11 protein-coding genes are annotated in these 12,028 nt (G+C 68.5%); 7 read left to right on the top strand and 4 right to left on the bottom strand.

The window, feature by feature from the left end; genetic code table 11:
* Positions 1-80 precede the first annotated feature (80 nt).
* Entirely contained in the window at positions 81-617 is a 537-nt protein-coding gene (locus tag GII31_RS16520; RefSeq protein WP_407649830.1) for a hypothetical protein, read from the top strand.
* A 118-nt stretch (positions 618-735) separates the two neighbouring features.
* Entirely contained in the window at positions 736-1,527 is a 792-nt protein-coding gene (locus GII31_RS16515) for a ParA family protein (RefSeq protein ID WP_213244481.1), read from the top strand.
* A gap of 12 nt (positions 1,528-1,539) precedes the next feature.
* Here the strand turns inward: GII31_RS16515 and GII31_RS16510 are convergent, their stop codons facing one another.
* A complete protein-coding gene (locus GII31_RS16510; RefSeq protein ID WP_213244480.1) occupies positions 1,540-2,856 on the bottom strand; it encodes an Rv3212 family protein in 1,317 nt (438 codons plus the stop codon).
* 27 nt (positions 2,857-2,883) lie between these two features.
* A complete protein-coding gene (locus GII31_RS16505) occupies positions 2,884-4,548 on the bottom strand; it encodes a DEAD/DEAH box helicase (RefSeq protein WP_213244479.1) in 1,665 nt (554 codons plus the stop codon).
* A gap of 389 nt (positions 4,549-4,937) precedes the next feature.
* On the opposite strand from GII31_RS16505, the gene GII31_RS16500 reads away from it, so the two are divergent.
* On the top strand, positions 4,938-5,651 hold the full coding sequence (locus GII31_RS16500; RefSeq protein ID WP_213244478.1) for a ferritin-like fold-containing protein: 714 nt from the start codon (positions 4,938-4,940) through the stop codon (positions 5,649-5,651).
* 156 nt (positions 5,652-5,807) lie between these two features.
* Entirely contained in the window at positions 5,808-6,038 is a 231-nt protein-coding gene (locus GII31_RS16495) for a DUF3107 domain-containing protein (protein WP_213244477.1), read from the top strand.
* 146 nt (positions 6,039-6,184) lie between these two features.
* On the opposite strand, the gene GII31_RS16490 is transcribed toward GII31_RS16495, so the two are convergent.
* The gene (locus GII31_RS16490; RefSeq protein WP_213244476.1) at positions 6,185-6,811 is read right to left on the bottom strand and encodes a TetR/AcrR family transcriptional regulator; all 627 of its coding nucleotides are present in this window, start codon (positions 6,809-6,811) and stop codon (positions 6,185-6,187) included.
* A gap of 169 nt (positions 6,812-6,980) precedes the next feature.
* On the opposite strand from GII31_RS16490, the gene GII31_RS16485 reads away from it, so the two are divergent.
* Positions 6,981-7,982, top strand: a complete 1,002-nt coding sequence (locus GII31_RS16485) for a DUF3152 domain-containing protein (RefSeq protein WP_213250597.1) — start codon at positions 6,981-6,983, stop codon at positions 7,980-7,982.
* Positions 7,983-8,084: 102 nt separating this feature from the next.
* Positions 8,085-9,260, top strand: a complete 1,176-nt coding sequence (gene moeZ, locus GII31_RS16480) for an adenylyltransferase/sulfurtransferase MoeZ (protein ID WP_213244475.1) — start codon at positions 8,085-8,087, stop codon at positions 9,258-9,260.
* Here moeZ and GII31_RS16475 read toward each other — a convergent pair.
* Entirely contained in the window at positions 9,230-11,704 is a 2,475-nt protein-coding gene (locus GII31_RS16475; protein WP_213244474.1) for a helix-turn-helix transcriptional regulator, read from the bottom strand. The genes moeZ and GII31_RS16475 overlap by 31 nt on opposite strands.
* 89 nt (positions 11,705-11,793) lie before the next feature.
* Here GII31_RS16475 and GII31_RS16470 point away from each other — a divergent pair, with 89 nt between their 5' ends.
* Entirely contained in the window at positions 11,794-12,021 is a 228-nt protein-coding gene (locus tag GII31_RS16470; protein ID WP_213244473.1) for a hypothetical protein, read from the top strand.
* Positions 12,022-12,028: the final 7 nt, after the last annotated feature.

Raw genomic sequence — 12,028 nt, 5'->3', positions numbered from 1 at the left:
TGCGGTGGGTCGGGTGGGCCGTCCGGTGGGCCGACGGGGGATTACCTCGCGGTCGGCGCGGGGCGAATAGGGTGGTCTGCGTGAGTGAGAATCGTCCCGGCAGAAGCGGCGGTACGGGTGGTCGGGGAGGCGCCGGTGAGCCGGAACCGTCGGCCGGTGTCCAGGACGTCGATGGGGTGCCCCGGTATGTACGGATCGCGGGGGCGATAACCATGGCCCAGGGCGCGGTGGCGATCGTGATGGCGGTCATACTGGTCATCCGGGAGGCGGCGGGCCACAAGGAGGCCGCGATCAGTGGCTACGGCACGGCGGCCTGGTTCGGGATCATCTTCGGGGGTGTGCTGGCCGGTGGCGCGGCACTGTGGACCGGTCGCCGCTGGGGCCGGGCGATCGCGGTGGTGGCGCAGTTGCTGTTGCTGCCGGTGTCGTACTACCTGGTGACCAGCGGTCAGGCGGTGTTCGGGGTGCCGTTGGCGTTGATCGCGATCGGTGTTCTGGTGTTGCTGTTCATGCCGTCGTCGGTGCAGTGGCTGGCCAACGACTACGCGCCGGACGCACAACCCGGCGATACGGGCCGGCCGGGGCAGGGCCGTGATCGGGGCCGGCGGCCGCGCTGACGCGATGACATACCCGCTGGTGCGGGAGTTGCCGGGGTGTGGTTCGTTCGGACGATGTCGGCGCGGCGCGGTGCGATGGTGACGCACGTCGGTGGACCTGACCTCGTATGGTTGGGGAATGACACGGATTCTGGCGGTTGCCAATCAGAAGGGCGGCGTCGCGAAAACCACGACAGTGGCCTCGCTCGGGGCAGCACTGGCCGATCTGGATGCGTCCGTCCTCGTCGTGGATCTGGATCCACAGGGGTGTCTGACGTTCTCGCTCGGCCACAATCCGGATGAGCTGGAGGCCTCGGTCCACGATGTGTTGCTGGGCGATGAGGAGATCGCCGATGTGCTGCTCGACACCGGCGACAAGGTGACGTTGCTGCCGGCCACGATCGATCTGGCCGGTGCCGAGGCGTTGCTGCTGATGCGTCCGGGCCGCGAATACGCGCTCAAGCGTGCGTTGGCGGAGGTCGCCGAGGATTTCGATGTCATCCTGATCGACTGCCCGCCGTCGTTGGGGGTGCTCACCCTGAACGGATTGACCGCGGCCGACCAGGTGATAGTCCCGCTGCAGTGCGAGACGCTGGCACATCGGGGTGTCGGGCAGCTGATGCGGACGGTGACCGAGGTGCAGCAGATCACCAACCCGGGGTTGCAGTTGCTCGGCGCGGTGGCGACGTTGTTCGACGCCCGCACCACTCACAGTCGCGATGTGCTCTCCGATGTGGCCGACCGTTACGGGTTGCCGGTGCTGGATCCGCCGATCCCGCGGACGGTGCGGTTCGCGGAGGCCTCGGCATCGGGCACATCGGTGATGCAGGGCCGAAAGAACAAGGGCGCCACCGCTTATCGCGAGCTGGCAGAAAATCTGTGGAAGCATTGGGAGGCCGGCGAACAGGTGCGCACCTCCGACTTGTCCTGACCTTCGGCACGCTCAGTCGGGCGGGCCGTACACGGCCACCGTCGACGACCACTGCTCGACGACCCGGTCGCCGAGTACCCGTAGTGCGATCTGGCCGTCGCGATCGCGGTCGTAGCCGTCGCGGCGGTAGCCGATCGTGCCGGTCTCACGCATCGTGGCCGGATCGCGCACGCTTATCCCGGAGTCGATCGGCAGCAACAGTTTTCCGGCCATCACCTGTCCGGGGCCGAGTGTCTGCGGTACCTGGAACAGCGGCCGCATACTGTTCGCGTCGAGTACGACGGTGGCCTGCCCGGTCCAGAAGGTGGTGAGTCCGTCGCCGGTGATCGAGGCGTTGACCCTGGGCAGGGACTGCTGACCGTTGACGGTGTTGGTGCGCTGCTGCACGCCGTCGACGCTGAACTGCCGGACGGCCGCGCGGCGCGGTGCGGCGCTGTCGGCGACGGGCGCAGTGTCGGGTTCGGGTGGGTTGGCGCCGCCGTCGTAGACGGCGATCGTGGTGCCACTCATGGCGACCACCGCGGGCGGCGGGCCGTCGGCGGTGCCGCGGGTGATGATCGTCGACCCGAACTGGCGGACCTTCTCGTCGTCGTCCTGATTGATTCCGAGCACCGTCAGCCGGTAGCCGCTGTCACCGTCGCAGTGTTCGACCACGGCGAGCCGGTCGGTGCCCAGGACCGCGGAGGAGATGACGCATCCGGTGCGTTGCGGCTGCGCGTCGGGTTTCACCGGCGCATCGATCCTGCCGTATTCGATGCCCCGCACCAGGTTCGATCCCCACGTCTCGAGTCGGGTGCGGCCCTGGGCGAGCACGTGCCCGGATCCGGCGACGAGTTCGACGGCATCGTCGGCGTCACTGGAGCGTGCGCCCGACCGTGCTCCGGTGTCGGCACGCAGGGCCGTCACCTCGCTGCATCCACGGGAATCGCGGTACACCGACAGCACGGTGTCGTGGGAGTCGGTCCAGGCCGCGAGTACCCCGCACAGCTGCCGGTTGCGGTGATAGCGCCACACCGGGGTGCCGGTCGCCGGATCACGTCCGGCCACGGCCCCCTCGTCGCCGGTGACGACGAGGGACCGGGTCAAGGCCGGGATGTGGGTGGCCGCCGACGGCGCCTGCCACAGCGGTACCAGTGCGGCGGGCACCTCGGCGGCGCGCTCGGCGGCCGGAACGATGCGGCCGCTCTGGTCGAGTGTGGTGTGCCGTACCGGGCTGAACCACCAGATCACCGCACCGGCGACCAGTACCGCCACCACGATCAGCACGCTGATCAGCAGATCGGTCCGGGTACGCCGTTCCGGTGCGAGCCGGGACCACCTAGGTCGCATGGCATCCCAGGGTAGCGGTGCGCGAGGTCATTCGGCCGCCGCGACCGCCTCACCGGATGCCGATGCGCCGTCGGCGGTGTCACGGGCCGGTGTGCGGCCCGATCCGCCGCGTCGGCGCCGACGGCGGCGCGGCGCCTTCGCGGCCCCGCCGCCCTCGGCCGCGTCGGTTGCGGTGTCGCTCCCGGTCGCGGCGGTCTCGGTGTCTTTCGGCAGGTTCTCGTCGGTCCGGGTGCCGCCGTCCGTGGCTGCCGGCGAATCGGAGTCGCCGGTGCCGGAGTCGGCGTCGTCGACGGGCCTGCCGCCGCGGGTCCGCCTGCGCGAACGGGTCCGGGTCGGCGCCGACCGCTCCCGGCGCGGCCGGGGCTCGGCGGACGCCTCTCGCGGCGGCGGGGTCACCCGTCCGGTCGCCGACTCGGGTACGTCAAGGTCGGTGCGCAGGTTCTCCGAAGTCGAATACGTCTCCACCGGTTCGGGGATACCGATGCCCAGCGCCGAATTGATCAGCTCCCAGCGGTGCAGCTCGTCCCAGTCGACCAGTGTGATCGCGATGCCGGTGCGGCCGGCGCGACCCGTACGGCCGATGCGGTGCACATACGTCTTGTCGTCCTCGGGGCACTGATAATTGATGACGTGCGTCACATCGTCGATGTCGATGCCGCGCGCCGCCACATCAGTGGCAACAAGCACGTCGATCGTGCCCTCGCGGAACTTCTTGAGTGCCTTCTCCCGTGCCACCTGCCCGAGATCGCCGTGTACGGCGCCGACCTTGAAACCGCGTTCGGCCAGATCGTCGGCGACCTTCTGCGCGGTCCGCTTGGTGCGGGTGAAGATCATCGTCGCGCCCCGGCCCTCGGCCTGCAGGATGCGCGCCACCAGTTCGGCCTTGTCCAGCGCGTGCGCGCGATAGACGAACTGCGCGGTGCGGTCGTGGACCGCCGAATCGTTGGCCTGTTCGGCGCGGATATGCGTCGGCCGGTTCAGGAATGTGCGGGCCAGCGTCACGATGGGGCCGGGCATCGTCGCCGAGAACAGCATCGTCTGCCGATCGGCGGGCAGGCTCGCCAAGATGCGTTCGATGTCGGGCAAGAAGCCCAGGTCGAGCATCTCGTCGGCCTCATCGAGGACCAGTACCTGGACCTTGCCGAGGATCAGATGGCCCTGCTGGGCCAGGTCGAGCAGTCGTCCCGGTGTGCCGATCACCACGTCGACACCGGTCTGCAGTTCAGCGATCTGTGACTCGTAGGGGCGGCCGCCGTAGATCGAGGTCACCCGCAGCGGGCGGGTGTCGTCACCGAGCGGAACCCGGACCTTCTTCGCGGCCAGTTCGATGTCGCCGGTGACCTGGATGCACAGCTCGCGGGTCGGCACGATGATCAGGGCGCGCGGTGTGGTGTCGAGGGCGCGGACCCCGGTGGTCTCCGCGTTCGCGAGGCGGTGCAGCAGGGGAACACCGAAGCCGAAGGTCTTGCCCATGCCGGTGCGGGCCTGACCGATGAGGTCGTCGCCGGCCATCGCCAGCGGAAGGGTCAGTTCCTGGATCGCGAAAGTGTGGGATTTGCCGTCGGCGACGAGCGACTCGACGATCTGCGGGTCGACGCCGAGTTCGGCGAACGTCGGCGGCACATGCGCCTCGTCGACGATCGTCGTGTGGACGTCATGTGATCCCGCGGTAGTGGTATCGGGGTTGGACATATTCGGTTGGAGCCTTTCGGTATTGCGTCAGCACGCACGCACCTACTCAGCTGCGGACGAATCGCCCCCGGACGCCACACCGCACCTGCGGAAGGGCGTGCCGGGCGATCACAGACCGGCTTCCCGGCGCCGAACGCGATGGGCGCGTTCACGCGGGGCGACCTGGTGATCGCGATTGTGCTCAGGTTGTGCGCGCACAAGTCAGGTGCCGCGACCGCCTCGGGAAGTCCACGGTCACAGTCAGGTCACAGTGGGACTGCCCGGCCATGCTCATCGAATCGTCCAGGAACAAGGACACACAGATCGACGGACATCGCGGTCGGCGATGGCACCACCGCACAGTGTACTGGTAGTTGGTGCCGTCCGGCCGCAGTGCCTACGATCGGCGCATGACCTCGACAGCCGCGCCCTCGGGAGGCGCCACCGGCCGACCCTCCGCACAGACCGGTCAGGCGGCCATCACGGGCGCGTCCGCGACCACCAAGATGTTCGCGATTCTGCTGGCGGGCGAACATGCGGCCTTCACCCGGCTGATGATCGAATCGCAGCTGGCCCCCGATACTGCCGGGCAGGTCGCGCTCGGCAAGCTGATCGCCGCCGAGGTGGACCACTACAACACCCTCGAACGCTTCATCCGCGCCGCCGGCATCGACCCGGTCGACGCCATCACCCGCTATCGGGGGGTCTTCGACCAGTACCACGGGGCGACCACGCCGTCGAACTGGAACGAGGTCCTCATCAAGGCGTATATCGGCGACAACCTCGCCGCCGACTTCTACGCCGAGTTCATCGACGTGGTGCCGGCCGTGCCGATCGGCGACACCATCCGCGAGGTGATGTCGCAGACCGACCACTCGCAGTTCGCGTGTGCGCACGTGCGCGCGGCCATCGCCCGCGACCCCGACAGCGCCGCCCCCCTCAAACTGTGGGCCCGCAGGCTCCTCGGCGAGGCCGTCACCCACGCCCAGTGGGTACTCGCCGCAGAGGAGGACGTCACCGATCTGCTGTTCTCGGGGATGACCTCCCTGCAAGGTGTCGCGAACTTCTTCGACACCGTCGAACAACGCCATGCCCAGCGGATGGCCGACCTCGGGCTCGTCTAGAACCTGCGGCCGGGCACGGTGTTGCGTCGGCCATGGCCTGCTGCGTTCGCTGGTAGCGGAGTGGTGAGTGGTGCCGGCGCCTTCTGCACTAACGTGGGGGCGAAGCTTTGGTGATGTGATGCCGGGTCTACCGGCTGCGGATGGAAAAGGGTGGTCATGGCCGTAGAAGTGAAGATCGGGATCGTCGACAGCCCGCGTGAGCTGGCCGTGCAGACCGCGCTGTCGAGCGACGAGGCATACGCCGCCGTGCGGGCGGTGCTGGCCGGTGACTCGGCGTCCCTGGAACTGACCGACGACAAGGGTTCGCGGGTGCTGGTTCCGGCCGCGCGAATCGCCTACGTCGAGGTGGGCGCCGCCGAGGCACGCAAGGTGGGCTTCGGTTCCTGACAGACAGGACACAACAGCTGAGGAGGGCTCCGGTTCACGAACCGGAGCCCTCCTCAGCTGTCAACGACGTAGTGGTCGAGATTCAACCCTGTCTGTCGCGTTCAACCCTGTCGCGTTCAACCCTGTCGCGTTCAACCCTGTCGCGTTCAACCCTGTAGCGGCACGTGGGACAGTCCACCCCAGAGCAGGGTGACGGTGGTGTCGATGGCGGTCTGCTTGTCGACCGGCCGTTTGGCTTCGAGCCAGTAGCGGGCGTTGACCTGGCTGGCCCCGACCAGACCGGCCGCGAGCATGCGTGAACGGTGCGGGTCGAGTCCGGAGTCGTGCATGACGAGGCCGTAGACGGCGTCGACACAGCCCTCGGTGGCGCTTTCGATCCGCCGGATGACCGCGGGGTCCATCGCATCGGAGGAGAAGATCAGCCGGTACCCGGAGTTGTCCTCGTCGATGAAGTCGAAGAACGCCTTGACCGCGGCGCGCACACGCTGCTTGTTGTCGGTGGTGGTGAGGAGCGCGGTGTTGACGTCGCTGACGAGCTTTTCCGCATGCGAGTCGACCACTGCGAGGTACAGGTCGAGTTTGGAAGGGAAATGTTGGTAGAGAACAGGTTTGCTGACTCCGGCGTGAATGGCGATCTCGTCCATGCCGGCGGAGTGGTATCCGCGCTCGACGAAGATCTCACTGGCCGCTTCCAGCAACTGCAACCTGCGCGCACTGCGCGGCAAGCGCGTGCTGCGTCCCGCGTTGGCGGGTGAGTTCGTGGCAGTCGACATGCTCTGAGAGTACTCGTGCTGTGACGATGTGTTGGTTCGGGCGGTCCTGTGCTGCCGGACGGCCGACGGGACGCACCCCGTTCACGTGCATGGCAATCGCCGTGGCCTGTGAGAAAGTTGTCTCGTGACTGGCCCAGAGGAAGGTGAGCGAGGTTCGGCGCCCGATCCGATGAGTGCGGGGTTCGGTACCGGCGGTCCTGCGTGGGGACGGCGGAACCGGCCGTATCCGGACCAGCCGTTGCGAGCCCGGTGGGATCCCACCGACAGCAGCGGCCGCCGGCGGGTGGACCGTGATGCGCAACCCGAGCCTAAGCAGCGGAGCGCGCTGGGCCGTTTCGTGTCCACCTACGGGTGGCGCGCGTACATGATCCCGGCGCTGACGGTGCTGACCGTCGTGCTGTTGGTGCTGACCATCCGCAACGGCGAGCCCGCGGCGCTGGACGACGGTCCGGCGGATCTGACCGCGCGCAACCTCGACATCAACAAGACGACGACCGCGGTCGGTGCGCCCAGTGAGCAGGTCAATCCCGACGCGATGCCGGCGGGCGTGCTGCCGGCGGGCGGTCCGTTCACCGCGCAGGGCGAAAAGGTGTATCACCAGGTGCGGGAGTGGGGCGCGCAGGTGGGCACCGGTCAGGTGTACACCTACACCGTCGAGGTGGAGGACGGGGTGGACCCGCAGAATTTCGGCGGGGAGGCGTCGTTCGCGAAGATGGTCGACGCGACGCTGGCGAATCGGCGCAGTTGGATCGGTGACGGGAAGATCGCGTTCCGGAGGGTCATCTCGGACAATCCCGATATGCGTATCTCGCTGAGTTCGTCCGGGACGGCGCGGGAGCTGTGCGGCTATCAGATCAAGTTGGAGACGTCGTGCTACTACCCGCCCGACAAGCGGGTGGTGCTCAACGAGGCCCGCTGGGTGCGGGGCGCACATTCCTACCAGGGCGATGACCTGCTGTATCGGCAGTATCTGATCAACCACGAGGTCGGTCACGGAATCGGCTACGAGCATCATCTGCCGTGTCCGCGCGACGGTGCGCTCGCCCCGGTGATGATGCAGCAGTCCTTCGGTGTGTCGAACAAGGACATTCTCACGTTCGACCCGGACATCGACGCCGATCCGTCGTTCGTATGCACACCCAATCCATGGCCGTTCCCGGACAAGGGCTGATCGCATGTCGGGTCGGCGGTGACGTAAAGCCCGGGCGCGGGATTACCGGGGCGGCCGGCGCCGTTGAGGACGGATAAGACCAGTCCAACACAGGAGTTTGCCGTGTCTACTCTTCCTCCGCTGGTACAGCCGGCGGCCGAACTCAGCAACGACGAGGTCGCCCGATACAGTCGGCACCTGATCATCCCCGATGTGGGTATGGACGGGCAGAAGCGGCTGAAGAACGCGAAAGTCTTGGTCATCGGTGCGGGCGGGCTGGGCTCGCCGACGCTGCTGTACCTGGCGGCCGCCGGTGTGGGCACCATCGGGATCGTCGAGTTCGATGTGGTCGACGAGTCGAATCTGCAGCGGCAGGTGATTCACGGCCAGTCCGATGTGGGCCGGTCCAAGGGGGAGAGCGCCCGCGATTCGATCCACGAGATCAACCCGTACGTGACGGTGAATCTGCATCAGCGCCGACTGGAGGCCGAGGGCGCGGTGGAACTGTTCAGCGGGTACGACCTGATCCTGGACGGTACCGACAACTTCGCCACCCGCTACCTGGTCAACGATGCGGCGGTGCTCGCGCACAAGCCGTACGTGTGGGGTTCGATCTACCGGTTCGAGGGGCAGGTGTCGGTGTTCTGGGAGGATGCGCCCGACGGTCGGGGCATCAACTATCGGGACCTGTATCCGCAGGCGCCGCCGCCGGGGATGGTGCCCTCGTGCGCGGAGGGCGGGGTGCTGGGCATCCTGTGCGCGTCGATCGGTTCGATCATGGGCACCGAGGCGATCAAGCTGATCTGCGGAATCGGGGAGCCGCTGCTGGGCAGGCTGATGGTCTACGACGCCCTCGACATGACCTACCGGACCATCCGCATCCGCAAGGATCCGGACGGGGCCAAGATCACCGAGCTCATCGACTACGACGAGTTCTGCGGTGTGGTGTCGGCCGAGGCCGTCGACGCGGCGGCCGGTTCGACGGTGACCGCCGCCGAGCTGAAGGCGAAGTTCGATGCCGGTGAGCGGTTCGCGCTGATCGATGTGCGGGAGCCGGTGGAGTGGGACATCGTGCACATCGAGGGCGCCGAATTGGTGCCCAAGGGCGACATCCTGTCGGGTACGGGGCTGGCGAAGATCCCGCAGGACAGGCCGACGGTGCTGTACTGCAAGACCGGCATCCGGTCGGCGGAGGCGCTGGCCGCGCTCAAGCGGGCGGGGTTCGCCGACGCTACGCACCTGCAGGGCGGGGTGACGGCGTGGGCCCATCAGGTGGACGCGTCATTGCCGGTGTACTGAACCCGCTCCGGCCCCGAGTAGCCGGGGCCGGGTTCCGGACGGGCGGTGGCCGGTCTGCCGTGGATGCCGAGTTTGCGGTAGGCGCGGGCCACGTGATTGCGCACCGTGGTCACCGACAGACCGAGCTCGTCGGCCACCTCCCGCGCCGTCCAGCGCCGCGTGTACAACGCCATCACCTCCGCTTCGCGCGGGGTGAGGACGTCGGCGCGGCCCAGTGATCGGCGCAGCGCGGTGACCATCGGCGCCGCCGGCCCGCGGGGTACCGATGTGCCGGCCGCCAGTGCCGCATCGAGGGCCGACGCCAATTGTTCGGCGTCGATGTTGTTCTCGCGCATGGTTCTGCGGGCCCTGTCGATGTCGGTTCGTCCGGACCTGCCGCGACGGGCGGCCAGGACCGCGGCGGCCAGGTGGGTGTGATGCTCGCCGGTGACGGCCGCACCGGGCAGTGCTGCGGCGTCCTTGAGTGCGGTTGCGGCCCAATCGCTGTGGCCCGCGCAGGCGCAGGTGAGTGCGAGCCATTGCCGGGCGATGCGTTCGTCGCTGCGGTGATGGCTGCGCCGTAACAGTTCGGCCGCGGTGCGTGCCGACCCGGCCGCCTTTTCGAAATCGCCTGACCAGAAGGCGATCTCGGATCTCAGTGTGGCCAGCCAGGCTCGCATGCGCAGGTCTCCCAGGGTGACGGTGGCTTCGGCGGCCGTGGCGTGAAGGTCGGCGGTGGTCAGATCGAGTACATGAATGTTTGTGCGGCACCGCATCGCATGGAGCTGTGTGGGGCTGAGCCCGTGTGTGGCGGCGTCGGCGATGGGCGGCAGTAGGGCCAGGGTCGCGGTGTCGGCGGTCAGATCGGCGGCGAGGAAGGCCGCCGACCATGCGGCTCCCCGCACGGCCGGATCGCCGGTACCGGTGATGATCTTCAACGGTGTTGTCGTGTCGGGGTTTCCGGTGTAGGTGCGCAGCAGCGCGCCGGCCACGACGACCAGCGGGTGGGTGCGGTCGGTGATCCGGTCGAGTCGCGCCGTTGCGGCGTCGGGATCGGCGTCTTTGATCAGGGTGATCAGGGCGGCCGGCGCCGCCAGTTGTGGGCCGAACCCGCCCAGGGTCTGGCCGATGTGGTCGATGCTGTGGGCGACCTCGGCACCCGACTGGGTTCCCAGGAGCATGGCGTGCAGCCAGCCGAAGGCGGTGTCGGGGCCGGGCGCGGCGCGCCACGCGGTTTCCGCGAAGCGGCGCGCGGTGTCGGTGTCACCGGCGCGCAGCGCGTGATCGGAAGCCGCGACGAGTTCGTCGACCGGAGGATTCTCACCGATCTCCAGCGCCCAGCGCACCCGTGCGACGGGGTCCGCGACGGCGGTACGCAGGCGCCGGGCGTGCTGTCTGCGCCGGGCCCCGGTGCGTCGTTCGTTGACTGTGTCGGCAACCAGTGCCGACCTGGGCCGCACGCCGTCGCCCGTGGCGGCCACCAGGTCCTCGTCCTCGAGGGTGTGCAGGTCCTCGAGCAGGTTCAGCGTCTCGGCCGCGGCCCAGTCGAGGTGACCGGCCTGGGCCAGCAGGTCGAGGGTGTCGGCGCAGGTTCCGGGCAGATCGGTGAGCCGGTCGGCGACGGCACCGGATGTCCGGTCGTGGGCGAGTGCGCAGATGAGTTCGGGGTTACCGGCGGCGGCGGCGATCAGGGCTGCGGCCCGCGGGGTGTCCGGCAACCCGGCCGATCGGCCGAGCAGGCGCGCGGCGTCGTCGCCGAGCGGGCCGATCCGGTGCTGCGCCCACGATCGGGTGAGCAGCGGCAGGCCGCATGCCCACGGTAGGTCGGCGCCGGTCCGCGCCGACGCCACGAACGCCGGTGCGTACAACTCGCCGACCGCGGCGATGAAGGCGCAGGTGGTGGTGTCGGCGTGGTGGAGGTCGTCGACGATGATCGTCGCGGTGTGCCGTTCGGCGCCGAGCGCGTGGTGGAGCGAGCGGAGGTGGAGCGCGGAGTTGACGGGCCCGATCAGGTGCACGGGGCCGGTGCGGCGGGCGGCGAATTCGGCGAGTACCCGGGTCCGGCCGAGTCCGGCCGAACCGGTCACCAGCACACCACCGTGGGTGCGCAGCAGGGTGCCGATCGTGTGCAGGTCGACGTCGCGGCCGACGAGCGGGACCGGTACCCGGCCGCCGCCGGGCAGCCCGTGCAGTCGGTAGCGGCCACCGGTGCGGGTCAGGGTGTGCGCGGGCAGGTGGTTGTGCAATCTGCTGATCGCGGTCCGAAGTGTCGCCGGGGGATCTGCGGGTGGGTGTTCGGCCCAGACCATGGCGATCAGGTCGTTGTCGTCGACACCGTCGGGATGCCGGAGCAGCACCCCGAGCAGCCGCTGCAGGGTGGGGCGGATGGGGATCCGGTCGCCGGTGTTATCGACGAGATGGGTGTCGGGGATGGTCGCGTAGGCCACCGCGCGAGGACGCATCATCCGATGATGGCACGCATTTCCATGATGAGTTGCCACCTGATCAATCAGTGATCATGTGGGGTGGTCGACAGCCGATCACCATCGAGGTCATGTGGAAACTCGTGATGGTGATGTGGACGTCGGCACTGGCCTGGATGGTGTGCCTGGTATCGGGAGGTCTCGCGCTGACCTGGGCGTCGTCCGACGGGATGGGCGATGAGGCGGTGCTGGCCGCCGGGGTGGCGGTGTTCTCGAGCGCCGTGGCGGTGGGCACGATCGCGCTGGTACGGGCATGCAATCGCCGCAACGGGACCACATACACGATCTTCACCCTATGACGGCGAT

Source organism: Gordonia pseudamarae (assembly GCF_025273675.1).
Taxonomy (GTDB): domain Bacteria; phylum Actinomycetota; class Actinomycetes; order Mycobacteriales; family Mycobacteriaceae; genus Gordonia; species Gordonia pseudamarae.
Note: the sequence above shows the minus strand (reverse complement) of the source record. Positions and strands in the feature narration are given on the sequence as shown.

Coding starts and splice junctions, on each gene's coding strand:
- GII31_RS16515 (WP_213244481.1), top strand. CDS start 736: ATGACACGGATTCTGGCGGTTGCCAATCAGAAGGGCGGCGTCGCGAAA.
- GII31_RS16510 (WP_213244480.1), bottom strand. CDS start 2,856: ATGCGACCTAGGTGGTCCCGGCTCGCACCGGAACGGCGTACCCGGACC.
- GII31_RS16505 (WP_213244479.1), bottom strand. CDS start 4,548: ATGTCCAACCCCGATACCACTACCGCGGGATCACATGACGTCCACACG.
- GII31_RS16500 (WP_213244478.1), top strand. CDS start 4,938: ATGACCTCGACAGCCGCGCCCTCGGGAGGCGCCACCGGCCGACCCTCC.
- GII31_RS16495 (WP_213244477.1), top strand. CDS start 5,808: ATGGCCGTAGAAGTGAAGATCGGGATCGTCGACAGCCCGCGTGAGCTG.
- GII31_RS16490 (WP_213244476.1), bottom strand. CDS start 6,811: ATGTCGACTGCCACGAACTCACCCGCCAACGCGGGACGCAGCACGCGC.
- GII31_RS16485 (WP_213250597.1), top strand. CDS start 6,981: ATGAGTGCGGGGTTCGGTACCGGCGGTCCTGCGTGGGGACGGCGGAAC.
- GII31_RS16475 (WP_213244474.1), bottom strand. CDS start 11,704: ATGATGCGTCCTCGCGCGGTGGCCTACGCGACCATCCCCGACACCCAT.
- GII31_RS16470 (WP_213244473.1), top strand. CDS start 11,794: ATGTGGAAACTCGTGATGGTGATGTGGACGTCGGCACTGGCCTGGATG.